This is a genomic window from Capnocytophaga catalasegens (assembly GCF_026005215.1).
Taxonomy (GTDB): domain Bacteria; phylum Bacteroidota; class Bacteroidia; order Flavobacteriales; family Flavobacteriaceae; genus Capnocytophaga; species Capnocytophaga catalasegens.
Genome location: NZ_BPMA01000065.1, coordinates 16,549 through 35,690, shown reverse-complemented (window position 1 = coordinate 35,690; position 19,142 = coordinate 16,549). Strand labels below are relative to the sequence as shown.

The 19,142-nt window shown below is 34.3% G+C and carries 16 protein-coding genes; 8 read left to right on the top strand and 8 right to left on the bottom strand.

What is annotated here, in order from left to right; all coding sequences use genetic code 11:
* Positions 1 to 3 precede the first annotated feature (3 nt).
* The 8 genes from OO775_RS12760 to OO775_RS12725 form a co-directional block, all read right to left on the bottom strand.
* A complete protein-coding gene (locus tag OO775_RS12760; RefSeq protein ID WP_264847598.1) occupies positions 4 to 774 on the bottom strand; it encodes a polysaccharide deacetylase family protein in 771 nt (256 codons plus the stop codon).
* A 106-nt stretch (positions 775 to 880) separates the two neighbouring features.
* Entirely contained in the window at positions 881 to 1,573 is a 693-nt protein-coding gene (locus tag OO775_RS12755; RefSeq protein ID WP_264847597.1) for a hypothetical protein, read from the bottom strand.
* A 339-nt stretch (positions 1,574 to 1,912) separates the two neighbouring features.
* Positions 1,913 to 2,848, bottom strand: coding sequence for a glycosyltransferase family 2 protein (locus OO775_RS12750; RefSeq protein ID WP_264847596.1), 936 nt, complete (start codon positions 2,846 to 2,848; stop codon positions 1,913 to 1,915).
* A 4-nt stretch (positions 2,849 to 2,852) separates the two neighbouring features.
* On the bottom strand, positions 2,853 to 4,016 hold the full coding sequence (locus tag OO775_RS12745; RefSeq protein WP_264847595.1) for a glycosyltransferase family 87 protein: 1,164 nt from the start codon (positions 4,014 to 4,016) through the stop codon (positions 2,853 to 2,855).
* A gap of 105 nt (positions 4,017 to 4,121) precedes the next feature.
* Complete coding sequence (locus tag OO775_RS12740) at positions 4,122 to 4,400, bottom strand: FoF1 ATP synthase subunit delta/epsilon (protein WP_264847594.1); 279 nt, start codon at positions 4,398 to 4,400, stop codon at positions 4,122 to 4,124.
* A gap of 12 nt (positions 4,401 to 4,412) precedes the next feature.
* Positions 4,413 to 5,930, bottom strand: coding sequence for a F0F1 ATP synthase subunit beta (atpD, locus tag OO775_RS12735; protein WP_264847593.1), 1,518 nt, complete (start codon positions 5,928 to 5,930; stop codon positions 4,413 to 4,415).
* Between the two features lie 215 nt (positions 5,931 to 6,145).
* A complete protein-coding gene (gene ypfJ, locus OO775_RS12730; RefSeq protein WP_264847592.1) occupies positions 6,146 to 7,009 on the bottom strand; it encodes a KPN_02809 family neutral zinc metallopeptidase in 864 nt (287 codons plus the stop codon).
* Positions 7,010 to 7,049: 40 nt separating this feature from the next.
* The gene (locus OO775_RS12725) at positions 7,050 to 7,895 is read right to left on the bottom strand and encodes a DUF2911 domain-containing protein (protein WP_264847591.1); all 846 of its coding nucleotides are present in this window, start codon (positions 7,893 to 7,895) and stop codon (positions 7,050 to 7,052) included.
* A gap of 117 nt (positions 7,896 to 8,012) precedes the next feature.
* Between OO775_RS12725 and dnaG the strand changes: the two genes are divergently transcribed.
* The 8 genes from dnaG to OO775_RS12685 all read left to right on the top strand — a co-directional run bounded on the left by dnaG (position 8,013) and on the right by OO775_RS12685 (position 19,139).
* Positions 8,013 to 9,983: a DNA primase gene (gene dnaG / locus OO775_RS12720; RefSeq protein WP_264847589.1), complete on the top strand. Its 1,971-nt coding sequence runs from the start codon at positions 8,013 to 8,015 to the stop codon at positions 9,981 to 9,983.
* A gap of 137 nt (positions 9,984 to 10,120) precedes the next feature.
* Positions 10,121 to 10,756 (top strand): HmuY family protein, encoded by a 636-nt coding sequence (locus OO775_RS12715; RefSeq protein WP_264847588.1) that lies wholly within the window; start codon positions 10,121 to 10,123, stop codon positions 10,754 to 10,756.
* Positions 10,757 to 10,830: 74 nt separating this feature from the next.
* Positions 10,831 to 13,002: a TonB-dependent receptor gene (locus OO775_RS12710; RefSeq protein WP_264847586.1), complete on the top strand. Its 2,172-nt coding sequence runs from the start codon at positions 10,831 to 10,833 to the stop codon at positions 13,000 to 13,002.
* 82 nt (positions 13,003 to 13,084) lie between these two features.
* Entirely contained in the window at positions 13,085 to 16,792 is a 3,708-nt protein-coding gene (locus OO775_RS12705; protein WP_264847585.1) for a cobaltochelatase subunit CobN, read from the top strand.
* Entirely contained in the window at positions 16,752 to 17,474 is a 723-nt protein-coding gene (locus OO775_RS12700) for a cobaltochelatase subunit CobN (protein ID WP_264847584.1), read from the top strand. The genes OO775_RS12705 and OO775_RS12700 overlap by 41 nt, the downstream gene beginning before the upstream one ends.
* Before the next feature lie 6 nt (positions 17,475 to 17,480).
* A complete protein-coding gene (locus tag OO775_RS12695) occupies positions 17,481 to 18,179 on the top strand; it encodes a hypothetical protein (RefSeq protein ID WP_264847582.1) in 699 nt (232 codons plus the stop codon).
* Positions 18,180 to 18,201: 22 nt separating this feature from the next.
* Positions 18,202 to 18,804, top strand: a complete 603-nt coding sequence (locus tag OO775_RS12690) for a MotA/TolQ/ExbB proton channel family protein (protein ID WP_264847581.1) — start codon at positions 18,202 to 18,204, stop codon at positions 18,802 to 18,804.
* Positions 18,801 to 19,139 carry a DUF2149 domain-containing protein gene (locus OO775_RS12685; protein ID WP_264847580.1) on the top strand — a complete coding sequence of 113 codons (339 nt, stop codon included), beginning with the start codon at positions 18,801 to 18,803 and terminating at the stop codon, positions 19,137 to 19,139. The genes OO775_RS12690 and OO775_RS12685 overlap by 4 nt, the downstream gene beginning before the upstream one ends.
* The last annotated feature ends 3 nt before the right edge of the window (positions 19,140 to 19,142 follow it).

Here is a 19,142-nt window from a genome sequence, read left to right as displayed (position 1 = left end):
TTTTTAGGTTTTTTCTAAAAAATCGCGATACAATCTTGTATTCCACTGATTTTCATTGATGAATTTCAGTAGCTTGTCGAAGCGTTCTATCATCTTTTCTCCCGTGTTTTTCATTACATAACTCGGGAAATTGAATTCTTTGTGATGTAAATCCGTAAATTCCCAAGGATGAAAATATAAAGTAGCGTATTTCCGATATTTTACAGTTCGTTTGAGCAAATAATGATAAAACCACTGCGGAAAATTATGAAATGACAACCAAAAAAGAGGTATTCGCATCAATGGACTTACTCCCGCAGGAATTTGTAAGAGTTCTCTCTCCCAAAAAATACATTTTGACACTCCTATTTTGTTATATCTCCCAGGTAAAACAGTCGGATTAACAGATGAATTATACATATACCCTGCTTTTTTTACATCTTCGGAAGCTATTTCCGCCATTCTCGGCATTCGGAGTCCTTTTACTTCGGTTTGGAATTGCTTTTCTAAGGCTTCTTTCGATTCTTTCAGATGTGAAATTTCAAATTCGGAATGATAATATGTATGTGAAGCCAATTCGTGTCCTTCTTCCAAAAGTCGTTCTATCAAATCAGGACAATTTTGAGCAAAAACAACCGTAGAAAAGAAAGTTGCCTTAACTTTATGCTTCTTTAACAAATCCAAAATAGCTATTGTACCCTCTCGAGATATAGCTATTTGCCTTTGAAAGTCAATTTCATAGCCGTATTCCTTAGGCATATCGAATTCTTCTATATCAAACGAAAGATATATCATTATAAATTCAATTTTTTTAACATAATAACAATTTTTCCAGATATTTTCTGAATTTTTTAGCTAATTTTACCTATATAGAAGTAATATATCTATAATAAAAAAACTATTACGCTTCTTTTTTAGGCATTTCTGCTTTCACTTCTTTCTTTTTATCCGTATAGCTCATACGCGAAAGGATTTTTGAAATCGTGTATTCATCTTTTTTGGTGCTTTGCTTATAAATCATCTTGCCCATATCGGCTATTTCGCTAATGTACACGTACAGCTTTTGATATACATCTTTACTTTCGCTGGTTATTTGTTTTCGTTGGTTCATTAGCGAGTTTTGAGAAATATTCAGCTTCTCAAAATTGTCAATTATAGGTTCTATTTTATCTAAAAAACCTTCAGGCATATCAGTCATCTTATCTTTATTTTCTATAAAATAAGGTAGCGCAGCCCTTGTATCGATTACGGACTTTTCTATATTCTTTGCACGAAGCGATGTAGCTATCCGACCGAGTATTGTTGTTTCCAAATTGGCTTTTTCGGCATATCGTTTCAAAAATGCAATCATATCTTTGAGCTGGTCAGCATATTCATATAGCTTTTTAGTAACATTTTTCTGTTCTGCCTGAATTGCCATTGCCGAACCGAGACTTTTAGCATCGGTTATTGCACTTTTGAACTTCGATAAATACTCTTCATCTATCGTTTTAAAACTTTTTGTAAATTCTGACAAATCTCGCTCAAAACTTACCAACATAAATTCAGCTACTGCTGTGTAATTTTCCTTTTTTAAATTATTTGAAACTTTCATAATAATACAATTAATTTGGTTATAGAAATATTCGAGGCTAAATTACATATTTTTATTTTAATAAACAAATTTTTTACGATTTATTTTTTAAAATTTTTATGAACCTATATTTTTTCACTTTGAAAATGTATTTTATTTTTATTTAATTGAAATATATTGATTATGAATTACACTTAATTTTTATTATATTTCACAATATTTTTATTATACTTCATATCATTTTTTATCTATTGCAAATATTTTTTATTCAATTACAACAAATTTATAGTATTTTTCAATATATTTTTATTTAATTACATTGATTATTTTTTCAATTACATACATTTTTTATCAAATTACTTATAATTTTCTTTCTTGTATGATATAATTTGGTCTATTTTTAGTCTGTTTGAATATTTTTCCGATATAAATTCCGATTATTCCAAGAATTATAAGTTGTAATCCTCCAAAAAAAACAATCGTCATAATAAGTGATGCCCAACCTGATATTTCTGTTCCGTTTATAAAAGAAAAAATTACATAAGGAACATACAAAATAGACAGAATTGAAAAGGCAAAACCTAAATATACAGCAAAATACAAAGGCTTTACACTAAATGCAGTAACTCCTGCAAGTGCTAAATGTAGCATTTTCTTCAATGTGTATTTCGTTTCGCCCGAATGTCTTTTTTGTGCAATATAAGGAATGTAAATTTGTTTAAATCCAGCCCAAGGTATCATTCCTCTAAGGAAAGGTTCGTTCTCATCCATTGACCGAATTACCGATATTACAGATTTATCAAGCAAACGAAAGTCCGCTGCACCATCTTTTATTTCAATATCAGAAATTAAATTCAGTATTTTATAAAAATATTTAGATGATTTTTTGATTTTATTGGCTGCATTGGGGGCATACTCTCGAATTGTAGCTACTACTTGGTTTCCTTCTTCCCATTTTTTGACAAGTTCAGGGATTAGTGCTGGTGGATGTTGCAAATCGGCATCCATTGAGATAACTGCATCGCCCATTGCAGCATCAAGACCTGCTTTTACAGCCAGTTGATGTCCAAAATTACGCGAGAAGGATATGTATTTCACATTTTCATACTGATTGCTCAGTCTTTGCAATATCTCTAATGAGTCATCGGAGCTTCCATCATTCACAAATATCAGATTATATGTGTAGTTTTCAAGAGATTTTTCAGAAAAAACCTTCTGTATCGCTTCATATAATACCGAAATATTTCCCGATTCGTTATAACACGGAACTACGATGTCGATTTGCTTAGTTTTCATAGGATTATTCATTTATTTTTTCGGGTAATTCCTTACTTTTATAGTCTAAAACACACATTTCCCAAATCATTACCAGCCAAAGTATGGCTACTGGCACAGCTCGAAGCGAATATTTGATAATATAACCTTCTTTTAGCGGTTTAAATAAGTCTGTTGGTGAAAGTGAACCCAGTATTGCAAGGATTAGGAGCGTTATTTTAAGCCATTTATTTTGATTGGGTGTGGCTACGAACCATATTCCGACACCTACATAAGCTATTATATAAGTACTATTCTCAGTTCCAGTACTAAACAAACATAAAAACATACTTACCGAAGCCAAAAACATCAATCGGAAGTCTTTATTTCTATATTGATTAAAACGTAAATACGGTAAGGCAAATAGTGCAAGTCCTGAGGCAATTACTGCAAGATTATTGTTAAAAATTCCTGTTCGTTGTAAGAATCCTAAAAGAGAAAGATTTTGAAGATTGTATTGTAAAGTGTTCATATTAGAATCATTTTTGGCTACTAATCGTTCTATCCATTCTTTATACTGAGATAGTACATATTCTGGTGAGGAATAAAGCATCGGTAAACAAAATAAAATGCCTAACCACAATATTCCAGACCATATAAAACGAATTTTATCTTTCGAAAAGAAGAAAAAAGCAAGTCCTACAATGCCATAAATCTTCGTTAGCGTTCCTATAACGATAAGTAACGTAGCCCAATGGCTTTTTCCTTTCTCTATAAAGGCAAATGCACCTACTAAAAGAGCTATTACACTAATATTGAACTGTTGCATAGCAGCTGCTGTGTATAAATCGTGAGCTGCAATAAGCATTATACCTATTATTTGCCATTGTTTAAGAGGTAGTTGGCGTATTGCCCAGTATAGAAAGAGCGTATTAGCCATTATCCAAAGCGTACAACCCAACCAATTGGGCAAAACAGCAAATGGAGCAATCACTGCACTGAATAGAATCCCATAATGATTCACATCAAAGTATTCTGCAGGATATGGAACATAAAGAGACAACTTTTGAATCGTATGTGCAAAAACTCCTTTGAATATTAAATAATTATTATTCTTCTCTCTTACAAATACATTCTGAATTACAGTAGCAAAAGCCAATGTAGACCAAAGTATGGTAACGAATCTGTAGTCTTTTAATAGCTTTATCATTGAATTTTATCTTATTTCCCTGCAAAGGTAATCAATTTATTAAACATTTTATAGCAAAAATCCAACTCTCTACGAAAGTTGGATTCTTTTTATAAGTTAAATTCTCTATTCTGCTAAAATAATCGCATGATTATCCTTATGTTCAACAATACCACTATTTATTGATAAAAGTAATTCATCTTTCCCTTCTTTTTCAAATCGTTCTTCAATAAAAATTTCAGGTTGTACACTTCCTTTTATCTTTATATTACCTTTTACCAAAACTGCTATAATAGCTGCGTGATTTTCTAATATCTGAAAAGCTCCTTTAACACTTGGTAATGTAACCGCTGTTACTTTTCCTTTGAACAAAATAGCCTCAGGAGTTACGACTTCTATGTACATAAGCTATTCTTTTTATTGATTTTGAGCTTCTGCAAGCATTTTTTCTCCTGCTTCAATGGCTTCTTCTATTGTTCCTTTGAGGTTGAAAGCAGCTTCAGGCAAATGGTCAAGTTTTCCATCAAGAATCATATTAAATCCTCGTATCGTATCTTTAATATCAACATATGCACCAGGAATACCTGTAAATTGCTCTGCTACGTGGAAAGGTTGTGACAAAAATCGTTGTACTCGACGCGCCCGAGCTACTGCTAATTTATCTTCCTCAGAAAGTTCTTCCATACCTAAAATAGCAATAATATCTTGTAACTCTTTATAACGTTGTAATAACTCTTTTACACGTTGCGCACATTCGTAATGTTCTTTTCCTAAAATCTCAGGAGTGAGAATTCTCGAAGTAGAATCTAACGGATCCACTGCTGGATAAATACCTAACTCTGCAATTTTACGCGAAAGAACAGTCGTTGCATCTAAGTGAGCAAAAGTAGTTGCAGGTGCAGGGTCTGTCAAGTCATCTGCTGGTACATAAACTGCTTGTACTGAAGTAATTGACCCTTTTTTAGTAGAAGTAATACGCTCTTGCATCGCTCCCATTTCAGTTGCTAGTGTAGGTTGATACCCTACTGCTGATGGCATACGTCCTAAAAGGGCAGAAACCTCTGAACCTGCCTGTGTAAATCGGAAAATATTATCTACGAAAAATAAAACATCTTTTCCTTCATCTTCTCCTGCCCCATCGCGAAAATATTCAGCAATAGTAAGCCCTGAAAGAGCTACACGAGCACGTGCTCCTGGTGGTTCATTCATTTGTCCAAAAACAAAAGTAGCTTTGGAGTCTTTAAGTGCTTTTTTATCAACCTTTTCTAAATCCCAACCACCTTGTTCCATTGAGTGCATAAACTCATCTCCGTATTTTATAATTCCTGATTCTAACATCTCACGAAGCAAATCATTTCCCTCACGAGTACGTTCACCAACTCCTGCAAATACAGAAAGTCCTCCGTGTCCTTTGGCTATATTGTTAATAAGCTCTTGAATAAGTACAGTTTTTCCTACGCCTGCTCCACCAAAAAGTCCGATTTTACCTCCCTTTGCATAAGGCTCTATAAGGTCAATAACTTTTATTCCTGTGAATAGTACTTTTGTTGTTGTTGATAAATCTTCAAATTTAGGTGCTTGTCTGTGAATTGGCAGTCCATTTTTTCCTTCTTTGGGCAAATTACCTAACCCATCTATTCCATCTCCTATTACATTGAACAATCGACCAAAAACATCTTGACCAATTGGCACTTGAATAGGAGCTCCCGTAGCAATAACTTCCATTTCGCGACTAAGACCTTCAGTAGCGTCCATAGAAATAGTACGTACAGTATCTTCCCCCACGTGCGATTGAACCTCTAAAACAAGTTTATGACCTTCTTTTGTTATAACTTCCAACGAATCATAAATTCTAGGTAATTCTCCTTCCGAAGCAAATACCACATCAACAACAGGACCAATTACCTGCGAAATTTTCCCTTTGTATTGAGCCATTATTTTCTATCTTTTTAATTAAATATAATTTTTTAAAGAGATTATTCTTCTATTAAAAACTTTAACGGCAAAGGTAAAAAAATATTTTCAAATATGTACAATACCCTTCAACAAAAATTTAATAAATTTTTCTCTTCAATAAAAATCTTATTTTTACTACAAAAAAAAGAGTAACTAAAGAGCTACTCTTTCAATTATTCTTTTATAGAAAGATTTTACAATGGATCTGGAAGAGAAAACGTATCTCCGTCTTTTATTGTTCCATATTCGTACCCTTTTTTGAGCCATGCGGCACGTTGTTCTGAGGTTCCATGATTAAACGCATCAGGAACAGTATATCCCTGTGTATTCATCTGTAAGCGGTCATCTCCTATAGCGTGAGCGGCGTTAAGACCTTCTTCCAAATCACCTATTTCCATTGATTTATACATTTTATTATCGTGATGTGCCCAAACACCCGCATAATAATCGGCTTGTAATTCTAAACGAACACTTACTTTATTGTATTCTTTCTGGCTCAATTGTTTGCGAGCCTGATGCACTTTGGAGAGTGTTCCGAGTAGATGCTGTACGTGATGACCTACTTCGTGTGCTATAACATAGGCACTTGCAAAATCGCCATCAGCCCCTAACTGGTCTCGCATTTCTTGAAAAAAAGACAAATCTAAATACAGAGATTCATCAGCAGAACAATAGAAAGGACCTGTTTGTGAGCTTGCTGAACCGCATCCGCTATTGGTTGCTCCTGAGAAAAGTACCATTCGAGGTACTCGATATGTCATTCCATTTTCGGCAAAAATTTTTGTCCAAACATCTTCGGTTCCTGCCAAAATCTGTGAAGCAAATGTTGCTAATTTTTGCTCTTCGGCTGTAAATTCTCGCTGCTGAGGGCTATTTGTTGTTACTTGCGACAACGTATTACCTCCATTGTTCATAATGGCTTCCAAAGGATTTCCTCCCATTACCCAAGTAAGTAGTCCTACCAAAATAAGTCCGCCTATTCCCATTGTCGCGGTTTTACCTACATCTCTTCGTTGGTCATCTACATTGGAACTTGTTCTTCTTCCGTCTAATTTCATCGATTTTCAAGTTAAATTTTTAGAAAAACCTAATTTTGCTTTATCTTTTCCACTCATTTATAGAGTCTTGATTGAGTTTTACATAATCAGTATTACCTGCCGCTTGTGCTTTTTTTAATGACTCTTCTGCTACTTTGATAGCCTCTCTTCGTTTTCCCAATTTGGCTAAAATAAGTGATTTTTGACGAAGCATATAATATGGTACATCTTGCTCCATTGAAATGGCTTTATCTACATATTCTAAGGCTCTATTTACGTCTTCTTTAGAAGTAAAATAATACGTTCCAGCATTGAAATACTCTCTTGAAGTTGATTTTTCATTCAGCTCTTGTTCAATACTTGCCAATGCCTGCTGACGAGTAAATGTTTTAAAAGGAATTTGCACTAATGTTTTATCCCAAATCAAGTTGATTACTCCATTATCATTATCTATTGGAGTTACTTCAATGGTAAAATATTCGGTTTGAATAGAATACTCGGAAGGAATTACACGTGTTTGCAGAGCTACTTGTGCTTCATTCCATACCTTAGGAAGTCCCCAGTTTTTATTCTCCTTGTAGAAGAAAATAGTCCATTGGTCTGCTTCTGGTTTAGTATAGAGAGCGTATTTCCCTTTTGGAAGTGTTTTTTCGGAAATTACAATATCTTCACTGAATTCTATGGTTGTATTTTCATTCGCTCCTGTACGCCATAAACGCCCATAAGGTACTAAACTTCCGAAAATTTCACGTTCTTTCTTGGCAGGTCGTACATACTCTACTTCAACATCAGTAAGCCCTACAACCTGCTCTACTTTGGCCGCCAAACTAGCTTGGGGGGTTTTTACCTGTGCATATGAATAACATCCAAATGCCAGCAAACTAATAATTAAAATACTTTTTTTCATCTATAAATGTTTTTTTTATTTGAGAAGTGCAAAGCTATAAAAAAAGAATTAGATTTTTTGTTGTTTAGTAATTATTTAACGTTTAAATATGTATCTTTGCCCAATATTTATGCATAAATGATTACCAAAGAAACCATAGATAAAGTATATGATATTGCTCGCGTAGAAGAAGTTATTGGCGATTTTGTCCAACTCAAACGTGCTGGCTCTAATTACAAAGGACTGAGCCCATTTTCTAACGAGCGTACACCAAGCTTTATGGTGTCACCTGTGAAGCAAATTTGGAAAGATTTCAGCAGTGGTAAGGGGGGTAATGTGATTGCTTTTTTGATGGAACATGAACATTTTACTTATGTAGAAGCTATTCGCTATTTGGCAAACAAGTATAATATAGAAATCATTGAAACACAAGCAACTAACGAAGATAAAGCCAAAGCAGATGAAAAAGAAAGCATGTACTTGGTAAGCGAATATGCTTGTAATTATTTTCAAAAAATTCTCTTCGAAAATGAACAAGGAAAAGCTATTGGATTAACATATTTCAAAGAACGTGGTTTTTCACAAGAAACTATTCGTAAATTTCAATTAGGATACGCACTTGACCAATGGACAACTTTTACAGATGAAGCACTAAAAAGTGGCTATCAACTCAGTTTTTTAGAAAAAACAGGGCTTTCTATCGTTAAAGAAGACAAATATTTTGACCGATTCAAAGGGCGAGTAATGTTCCCTATACATTCTATGAGTGGGCGTGTGTTAGGTTTTGGAGGACGAATTCTGACACAAGATAAAAAGGCTGCCAAATATGTTAATTCTCCTGAGAGCGAAATCTATCATAAAAGCCAAGTTTTATACGGAATTTTCTTTGCCAAACAAGCAATTGCCAAAGCTGATAATTGTTATTTGGTAGAAGGTTATACCGATGTTATACAATTACATCAACGTGGTATTCAAAATGTTGTGGCTTCCAGTGGAACGGCATTAACCCCTGAGCAAATACGACTTATTCATCGATTAACTCCGAATATTACAATGTTGTATGATGGAGATTCAGCAGGGCTTCGAGCCTCTCTTCGCGGTATTGATTTAATTCTCGAACAAGGAATGAATGTTAAAATCTGTACCTTTCCCGAAGGAGAAGACCCTGATAGTTTTACTCGAAAAATGGCTTATGAAGATTTGATTTTATATTTGGAAGAAAACACTCAAGATTTCATTCGTTTTAAAGCCTCTTTACTCATTAGCGAAAGTAAAAATGACCCTTTAAAACGAGCCGAAACTGTACGCGATATGATAGGAAGTATTTCCAAAATTCCTGACCCTATCAAGCAAGAAATATATATTCGCGAATGCGCTACCATAATGGAAGTTTCAGAAGAAACACTTTTTTCAACACTCTCGCAACTTACCAAACAAGACATTCGTAAAGCAGAAGTACAACGAAAAAAAAGTACACAAGAACAAGCCTTTATCCCTGTACAAAATCTCGTAGAAAAAACGATAAATCGATGGGAAATTTTGGAAAATGAGTTAATCAAAAATTTGGTTTTGCATGGGCAGAAAGTTTGTACATTTGAAGATATTCGCCTTTTTTACGATGAAAATGGGATAGAACATTCTGAGAAAATACAACGAGAATTATCCGTTTTTGAAAAAATTTTTTTAGAACTTCAACAAGATGAAATAGAGTTAAGTTCGCCCGATTTCCGTACTATTTTTGATTTGCTCATGCAGAAATTCCGAGAAGAGCCAACCTTTGATTTGTCAAAACATATTAACGAATTACCACCAGAAGTCAGTTTGCTTGTAGCTTCTATCGTTGCCGAAAATGAAAAATTGCAAATACATAATTGGAACGAAAAAAGAGAAATTATAGTTACAGCCCTAGATGACCAAAACGAAATAGCATACAGCGTATCAGAAATTATAGCCAATTTGCGAGAATTGTATGTTACAAAACTTATTAAAAATCTACAAAATTATTTTATAACCCCGAACGATAATGAGCAAGAACGAAAAGAAAAATTACTCGCCATTACGGATTATCTCCCCTTACAAAACTTGCTAACCAAGCGTGTTGTTCGGTAATTTCTAGTTTTTATAAACATCTTTCAATACGTCTTCAAAAAAAATTTTAAATTTCGGTTGAAAAAAAATAGTTATTATTTTTGTTTATTCTAAATAAATATAATACCTTTGTCTCCGAATTTTAAAATTATACAGTTATGCGTATTAAATTATTTTCAGCTTTTTTTATAGGAGCGTTCGTTTTAGGGGCTTGTAATAAGGAGAATGATAATCCTGAGCCAATAATTACAGATAACAAAGCAACCGAAGTTAAAAACTTAGATGCAAGTAGCAATCAAAAATGGGTGTATTTTTCTTTTTCGGAAGGAAAAATAGTTGATGTAACCGACCCGAAAAATGAACTCACTTGGGATATTGCATTCAATCGTTTAAACGTTCAAACCAATGGAGGTACATCGGGGCGTGGACAAGGAGGCGTATTTAACTCTTTCAAAACAGATTTTAGCCTTGTTACAGAAGCTCCTGCTAGTGGCTACACCTTTGATGAAGAAATCGAAATTCAAGGAATGCCAGGCACTCCCGTAATTAAATCATCTGTAAATAAAGCTATTACGGGTACAGCGGCGAGTTCAAACCCAACAGGCTGGATTAACTACATTCCTCCGACAGGACAAAGTATGCAACCTACCGTACAAATTACTAAAAATGTGTATGTTGTAAAAACTGCCTCAGGGAAATTTGCTAAAATACAACTTACTGGTTATCACAACGATAAAAACACAAGTGGATTCATAACCTTCCAATATCAACTTAGCCAAGACGGAAAATTTTAATTGAATAATAAAGGACTGCCTGAAATATCTCGGGCAGTTTCTTTACAATAGCTTTTGATGCCAACTAATTAAAAATGAATCGATTTTATTTTTTACTACTATTATTTTGTATGACTTTTAGCTCGTGGGGACAGTATGCGGTTTCGGGGCGTGTCGTTGATTGCAAAACCAATCAACCAATAGCAGATGTTTCTGTTGAAATACAAGGACTTGCCGTTCAAACCACTTCTGATAATGAAGGAAAATTTACGTTCAAGAATCTTCCAAAAGGAAAGTGTATTGTCCATTTGAATAAAGATGATTTCAAAGCAACTTTTGTTCAAATCAATGTAAAGGAAAACACAACCGACCTTATTTTTTCTATCTGTGAAGATGAAGGTATTCAGATAGACGAAGTTATCGTTACAGCTACTCGTTCATCAAAAAATCTTAAAAACGTGCCAATTACCGTGCAAGTAGTTACAGCATCAGATATTCGTAAATCACAAGCTACTAATTTTCAAAATTTTTTAGAAACCGAATTTTCAGGAATCAACTTTACTTATGACGGTGGAATGCCAAATATCAATATGATGGGCTTTGGCGGAAAATACGTTCTTTTTCTTATCAATGGAGAACGAATGGCTGGTGAAACCTTTGACAATATTGATTATGACCGCATCGACCTTGATAATATCGAACGTATAGAAATTATTAAAGGAGCTTCTTCTTCGCTCTATGGCTCAAATGCTTTGGGTGGCGTGATTAACATTATTACCAAAGATGTACAAAATCCGCTGGAACTCAACGCTGGCTATCTTTACGATACCAACAAAGACCACAAAATCAATTTTTCAGCAGGAACAAAGCAAAAATGGGGAAGCCTAAGCGTTTCGTCTTTTTACAAACATCGCGAGCCTTACATTTTGGAAGATAGCGAACCACTCCGACTTATTTTTAATGACGGAACCGTTAAAGAATCACAACTTTCACAGATTAATATTGCGGGATTTACCAATTATAATATCTCACCTAAATTGAATTTTAACATTGTACCCAAAAAAATAAACCTTGAACTTACGCCAAGTTATTATTTCAGCGAACGCAATAACGGAACAGAAGCATCTAAAAAAGTCCGTGACCGCTATTATAACTATACGATGGGTGCAAAAACAAACATCTGGTTAGCTGAAAATCAGTCGATAAACGTTTCAGGAGCCTTTGATAAATATAACAAATTCAATTATTATCGGCTATTGAATGAAGAAGAAAAAAATTACGAAAATACCATTTGGCGAATCGCTTCACAATATAATAGAGAATTTTTACAAAAACATACATTGGTTGCTGGAGCAGAAGTTTTTTCAGATGAATTGCTGAGTTTCCGATTTAATAGCTTGGAGACAGAAACCAAAGAAAACGCTCAAAACTACACGCTTTTTGCTCAGCAAGATTGGGTGATAAGTCCGCAATTTACGCTCGTTACAGGAGCTCGACTTGATTATCATTCATTTTTCAAAGAACATTTTACTTTCCGTTTTTCGGGAATGTATAAAGTAGATAATTTCACTTTTCGAGGAGGCTATTCCAGCGGATTTCGTTCGCCCACACTTAAAGAATTGCACACCAATTGGTTTCATCCGTGGGGAGGCGGTTTTCAAATTATGGGAAATAAGGACTTAAAACCCGAAACAAGTAATAATTTCAATTTTTCAATAGATTATAACTCCAACAAATGGAATATCACGGCAATGACCCAAATTTCAGGCGTAAAAGATAAAATTGCTAACGAGTGGACGCAAGGTAGTGACACTATTCAATATGTGAATTTCAATGGAAAAACACGTATCATAGGCTCCGAGTTTTCAGCTACTTACCGATTGAGCAAATCATTTCATTTGAAAGGTTCGTATGCGTATTACAACATCGAAAAGCGGAAATCAGGAAACAGACCGCACACCTTTACTTTCAAAGCAGAATATATTCCTAAAAAAGAACAAAAATACGTACCAAATGTAGTTCTGAGTGGAAAATATGTAAGCAAGTCCAATTTGTTCAGCACAGATGGTAATGACAATGAATATTATGTTTCTTATGAAGGGTATTCCATTTGGCGATTGCAGACCTCAATATGGTTGCCTTTCCGACTGAATCTCAGTGCAGGAATCAATAATTTATTTGATTATAAAACGAAAACTACGAGTTTTTATTCCAATATTTCCCCTGGTAGGACGTATTTCGTTGGGTTGAAATGGAATTTGCATTGAAATTAAATAAAAATACACAATATTTCAAATTTAGTAGAGCGTCTGTACATTTTTATCAAAGAAACCAAAAATACACAACATAATGAAAAGCAAAAAAATAGTTTTATCAATTATTAGTCTGCTACTTTTGGGAGCAATAGGCTATTGGGAGTGGAGTAAATGGGCTGCTCCTACACGAATTGCATTGGTCAACTTCCCGACGTTTCAATCATCAAACATTGCTTTATCCAATGAAGATAGTTTTGTCAAATATGAAGATGTTCCAATTGACCAAATAGACAAGCTCAATGGCTATGATTTTATACTCACGTGGGCTATGGGACTGAAAATAAGCGAAGAACAACGTAGCAAATTTGTGGAAATATCTAAAAAAGTACCTACACATTTCTTTGTTGTTACTTCTCCAAAGAATAAAATCAGCAGTTTAGATTCATTGCACACAGCAAAAGTAACCGAGTATCTCGAAAGCGGAAATAAGAAAAATTACCAAAGTTTAGGGAGATATATTCGCCAGGCAATTGATGGGAAAAAACTATTTGTTACAGCTCCTGAACCGGCTACTATCAGTAAACAAGATATACTTTTTCACTTAGGAGAAGATATAGATTTTGAAAAAGTTTCTGATTTGGAGCAATATCTAAAAAATAAAAATATTTATAGAGAAAAAGCCCCTAAAGTAGCTTTACTTTCAGGTATACACTCACCTTTTAGTGGTGATAGAACATATATAGACAACGTTATCCGTTCGTTGGAAAACGCTGAACTGAACGTATATCCGATAGCTTCTATGAATAAACGTTTGGAGTTCTTGCAAGAAATAAATCCTGATGCGGTAATTTATTTCCCTCACGGATGCGTAATGATGGGAGCTGGAGACCCCGTGGTAGCGTACTTAAAAAAACAAAATATACCTATTTTTGCCCCAATTTCGATTATCCAATTGGAAGAAGATTGGTTAAAAGACAAAATGGGAATGTTTGGCGGATTTATGGGACAGACCATCGTAATGCCAGAACTCGACGGAGCTATCTATCCGTATGTAATTATCGCACAAGAAAAGAATAAAGAAGGAATGTACGTCTTCAAAACCATTCCTGACCGCTTAAAGAAGTTTACTCAATTGGTAAATAACTTCATTCAACTGAAAAATATCCCTACTTCGGATAAAAAAGTAGCTATTTATTACTTCAAAGGTTTTGGTTCTCGCGCTTTGACCGCACAAGGTTTGGAAGCAGGAGCTTCGTTATTCAATTTTCTTAAACAAATGAAAGCCGAAGGATATAAAATAGACAATCTTCCTGCTACTTTGCGTGAGTTTGAGGAATTGCTTGACAAAAGAGGAAGTCTCATTCCTGATAATGCAACAGGAACTTTTGAAAAATTCATCGCCAACGGGAATGCCACGCTTATTGAAGTCAATCAATATAACCAATGGTTGAAAAATTCGCTTACGCAACCTTCGTATGAGAGTGTAATAAATACGTATGGCGATGCCTCTTCGGGGTATATGTCTGTGAAGAAAGATGGAAAAGATTATTTAGCGTTAACACAGATATCTTTCGGTAATGTAGTTATTCTGCCACAACCTGCGGTTGCTCTTGGCAAAGATGATTTCACGATGGTACACGGAGTAGATGAGCCACCTACACACGCTTACTTAGGGAGCTACTTCTGGGTGCAAAATACTTTCAAAGCAAACGCTTTATTGCATTTTGGTACACATGGAAGTCTTGAATTTACCAAAGGGAAGCAAGTAGCACTTTCCAGTGATGACTGGGCTGATGCTCTCGTTGGTACTATTCCTCATTTTTATTATTACACGATTGCAAACATCGGTGAAAGTATGATGGCTAAACGCCGTTCGTACGCTACTACTATTTCATATCTTACGCCTGCATTTACAGAAACCGATATGCGCAATAATTTTCGCAAGTTGCTGGACTATATTCGTAATTATATGACTGCAACTGATAATAAGAAAGATGAAACATCGTTACTTGTCAAAAAAATAGCCGTGTCTATGGGGTTACATCGTGATTTGCGATTGGATAGTATTCTCACAAAACCCTATACTGAGGAAGAGATAATGAAATTGGATAACTTTGCCGAAGAAATTACAACTGAAAAGATTAACGGAGCCTTATACACCACTGCAGAGCCCTATTCGCCCGAGCAAATTACCTCTACCGTACTTGCAATGGCTGCCGACCCTATTGCATATAGCCTTGCTGCACTGGAAAAACAACAAGGAAAAGTATCAGATGAGCGACTAAAACAATTAAGTTTCTTCTCTCAAAAGTATTTGAACCCTTCCAAAGACTTAGTTAGGCAAATTTTGCAAGGAAAAGAAGTTACTCCGCAACTAATTGCTAAAGTAGGAGGTTTTTCTATAGAAGATATTGAAAAATCAAAAGAAATACTTACTCCAAAACGTCCGTCGTTTGCTATGGGAAGCAAAAAACCAAATGAAAAATCAGAATTATTCAATAAAAAACAAAATATACAAGAAGAAAATCAAAAAATAACAGGGGAAAATAAAAATGAAATCAGTAAAAATACAAATTCAATAGTAAAACAAGAAGGTTTCCCTATAAAAAACACAAATCAACGTGTAAAAAATGAAAGTTTCTCACTAAAATACAAAGATTCAATAGTAAAAGATAAAAATTTTTCAATAAAAAATACAAATCAACATATAAAAAATAAAAATACACCTATAAAAAATGAAAATACAATAGTAAAAAATGAAAAAATACCTATTGAACAACAAAATTCTATAAAAAATAAAAAACCTTCCTTTACCAAAGAAGAAAAAGATAGAGCAAGAGCTATTTTAGAAATTGATAAAACAATAAATAATGTAGTAAAATACAAAGAAGCATTATTACAAAGCCCTAATTTAGAATTAAAATCAATCTTTAATGCCCTAAAAGGAGGATATGTAGCACCTTCATCAGGAGGAGACCCTATTGCTAATCCAAAATCCTTACCAACAGGACATAATTTGTACTCAATTAACGCAGAAATGACCCCTTCTGAGGTAGCTTGGGACAAAGGAGTCGCATTAGCTCAATCAACAATAGATACTTACTTAAAAAAACACGGAACTTACCCTCAAAAAGTAGCTTATACTTTCTGGAGTAGCGAATTTATCGAAACAGAAGGCGTTTCTATCGCACAAGCTATGTATATGTTAGGCGTAGAACCTTTGCGTGATAGCTTTGGAAGGATTACTGACATTCGTCTTATTCCAATTTCTGAACTAAAAAGACCTCGTATTGATATTGTTATCCAAACATCGGGGCAATTTAGAGACTTAGCAGCTTCAAGACTATTCTTACTAACCAAAGCTATAGAACTTGCAGCCTCCGATACAGATAAAACCTATAAAAATCAAGTAAACAAAGGCTCTGAAGATATAGAAAGAACCCTCGTAGAAAAAGGAATCTCTCCAAAAGAGGCTCGTGAGTTATCAAAACAACGTATTTTCGGGGGACTTGGAGGAGGATACAGCACCGGAACCAAAGATTTGATGCTCGAGAGTGATAAATGGGAGTCGCAAGACGATATTGCTCAGGTATATATCAATAATATGGGTGCAATTTACGGTGTTGAAAGCCAATGGGGAGAACATAAAGCCCTTTTATTCGAGGCTTCTTTACAAAATACTGATGTTTTGATACAACCTCGACAAAATAACACTTGGGGAGCCTTAAGTCTCGACCACGTTTTCGAATTTATGGGGGGGAATGAATACTGCTATCAAGAAAATTACAGGAAAAGACCCTGACTCTTATCTTGCTGACTATCGAAATCACAATAATATGCGTATGCAAGAACTTAAAGAAGCATTGGGAGTCGAATCACGAGCCACAATTTTCAATCCGAAGTATATAAAAGATGTACTAAAAGGCGGAAAAAGTAGTGCAGAAGGCATAACTGAGCTTGTTACGAATGCTTTTGGCTGGGAAGCGACCCGTTCTGAGGTTATTGACGATGAATTTTGGAATCAAGTACACGATTTATACATTATTGACAAAGAAAATTTAGGAGTTCAGGACTTTTTTGAGCGAGAAAACCCCGCAGCTATGCAAGAAATTACTGCAATAATGCTTGAAACGGCTCGAAAAGGATTCTGGAAGGCTTCATCAAATCAGTTAGATGTCATTACACAGAAATATATTGATTTAGTAGAGCGTTTTGGTCTTGAACCATCAGGATTTTCAGGTAATAATAGTAAATTGCAGGATTATATATCCAAACGTTTGCCCGAAAATCAAAAAAATAGTTATCAAAAACAAATTCAAGAATCCAAAACAAGTGATAAATCAACAGAAAGTAAAGTTTTACGAAAAGAAAATACAGAAAATAAGAAAGAAAAAATCAATTTAAATGGATTATGGATAGGTATTGGAGGTATAATAGCCTTTATCATTTTAATTATTTTCATCAAAAAGAGACGAAAAAACTAATTTAGAATGGAAATTTTGATTTACATACTTATTATTAGTATTTTTATCAATACAATATTGAAAATTAGCTTTTGGAAGATAAAGTTTCAGGTATTATTTGCATTATTTGTTGCTATATTTATACTGTATACGTATCCGATAGCTACTGAACAGTCTCAAATAGAGCTATCGCAATGGTTAGAAGACGGAAAAGTACTAAGCAAAATCGCTATTTTGACAACTATTGAGGCTTTTTTATACATTAATTTCTGTTTTCTTTCATTAAAAAATGCTTATTCCTCATTAAAAGGGAAAATGTTTTTGTTTTTGAAGATATATGCAGGGTTACTTGTCTTTCCAGCATCGTTTTATGTTGTTACTCAATCGATGTTTCTCTTTACAGGAGTTGATTTTTTGTATATTGCGTTGGGAATAGCGTTAGTAGTTTTGGTAATTTTGCCTATTTTAGGCTACGGAATGAGGTTATTACTTCCTGAAGAAGAAGTTCGTTTGGAAGTTTTATTATTAGTAAGCATAATATTAACATTTTTAGGACTTATCAGTACTGCCAACGGCAATATTGTTTATGTTCCGAAAGAAAAATCCATTGATTTTCAATCAATATTATATATTATAGGTGTTTTTGCATTGCTTTTCTGCATCGGATTTGCAGCCAATCGCCTAAAATGGAAAGTTTTATCAAGAAAATATCATTTTAAAAAGTAAAAAATCTAATTATTCGCATCAAATGGAAACCATATCACAAGCACTTTTCTGGATAGCCAATAGTTTGCTAATCCCCGATATTATTTTGCTGTTGTATTTGTTTTTAAAATCGCTCTTGTTGGCAGGAAGTTCTTATAATCAGTTCATTGTCAAGCAACGAAATGATAAATTACTCAACAATACGATTAAAAATCTATCCTTTGATACTATTCAAGAATTAAAAGAGCTAATTCCTTCGCAGGATAACTCTCTTTACATACGATATTTACGCGATTTGTTAAACAATCAGCCCAATGTTGCTTATTCAGAATTCCTTATTACGAATTATGAAATAGAAGCAGATAAAGACATCTCTTCTTCAAAAATGTTGTCCAAATTAGTCCCTATTTTGGGGCTTATCGGCACACTTATCGCTATGAGTCCAGCTTTGGTAGGGCTATCCTCTGGAGATATTTCAGGAATGGCGTACAATATGCAAATTGTTTTTGCTACGACGGTTGTAGGATTGGTTATCAGTATGATAGGATTGGTTGCACAACAACTCAGACAACGTTGGCACTTGCAAGCCTCCAACAATCTGTACTATATTTCACAAGTTTATAACCAAAATAATGTACAACAATGAAACAAACAAAAAGAATATCCTCTTTATTAAGAAATAACGAAGAAAGCGACCCGTTAGGAGTGGTGGTCAATCTGTTTGATGTTGCGATGGTTTTTGCGGTAGCTCTAATGGTTGCAATGGTTATGCATATGAATATGACCAAAGTTTTTACCAAAGAAGATTTTACTATTGTAAAAAATCCGGGTAAGGATAATATGGAAGTTATTACCAAAGAAGGGGGAAAAATCAATAAATATGTTCCTTCAGACACCAAAAATACATCTCAGAAAAGAGGAAAACGCGTAGGCACTGCCTACCAACTTGAAAATGGAGAAATTATTTACGTCCCTGAGTAGATT

What these genes read in the sequence shown, in the direction of transcription:
- OO775_RS12760 (WP_264847598.1), bottom strand. Translation starts at nt 774, where the DNA reads ATGATATATCTTTCGTTTGATATAGAAGAATTCGATATGCCTAAGGAA.
- OO775_RS12755 (WP_264847597.1), bottom strand. Translation starts at nt 1,573, where the DNA reads ATGAAAGTTTCAAATAATTTAAAAAAGGAAAATTACACAGCAGTAGCT.
- OO775_RS12750 (WP_264847596.1), bottom strand. Translation starts at nt 2,848, where the DNA reads ATGAAAACTAAGCAAATCGACATCGTAGTTCCGTGTTATAACGAATCG.
- OO775_RS12745 (WP_264847595.1), bottom strand. Translation starts at nt 4,016, where the DNA reads ATGATAAAGCTATTAAAAGACTACAGATTCGTTACCATACTTTGGTCT.
- OO775_RS12740 (WP_264847594.1), bottom strand. Translation starts at nt 4,400, where the DNA reads ATGTACATAGAAGTCGTAACTCCTGAGGCTATTTTGTTCAAAGGAAAA.
- atpD (WP_264847593.1), bottom strand. Translation starts at nt 5,930, where the DNA reads ATGGCTCAATACAAAGGGAAAATTTCGCAGGTAATTGGTCCTGTTGTT.
- ypfJ (WP_264847592.1), bottom strand. Translation starts at nt 7,009, where the DNA reads ATGAAATTAGACGGAAGAAGAACAAGTTCCAATGTAGATGACCAACGA.
- OO775_RS12725 (WP_264847591.1), bottom strand. Translation starts at nt 7,895, where the DNA reads ATGAAAAAAAGTATTTTAATTATTAGTTTGCTGGCATTTGGATGTTAT.
- dnaG (WP_264847589.1), top strand. Translation starts at nt 8,013, where the DNA reads ATGATTACCAAAGAAACCATAGATAAAGTATATGATATTGCTCGCGTA.
- OO775_RS12715 (WP_264847588.1), top strand. Translation starts at nt 10,121, where the DNA reads ATGCGTATTAAATTATTTTCAGCTTTTTTTATAGGAGCGTTCGTTTTA.
- OO775_RS12710 (WP_264847586.1), top strand. Translation starts at nt 10,831, where the DNA reads ATGAATCGATTTTATTTTTTACTACTATTATTTTGTATGACTTTTAGC.
- OO775_RS12705 (WP_264847585.1), top strand. Translation starts at nt 13,085, where the DNA reads ATGAAAAGCAAAAAAATAGTTTTATCAATTATTAGTCTGCTACTTTTG.
- OO775_RS12700 (WP_264847584.1), top strand. Translation starts at nt 16,752, where the DNA reads ATGAATACTGCTATCAAGAAAATTACAGGAAAAGACCCTGACTCTTAT.
- OO775_RS12695 (WP_264847582.1), top strand. Translation starts at nt 17,481, where the DNA reads ATGGAAATTTTGATTTACATACTTATTATTAGTATTTTTATCAATACA.
- OO775_RS12690 (WP_264847581.1), top strand. Translation starts at nt 18,202, where the DNA reads ATGGAAACCATATCACAAGCACTTTTCTGGATAGCCAATAGTTTGCTA.
- OO775_RS12685 (WP_264847580.1), top strand. Translation starts at nt 18,801, where the DNA reads ATGAAACAAACAAAAAGAATATCCTCTTTATTAAGAAATAACGAAGAA.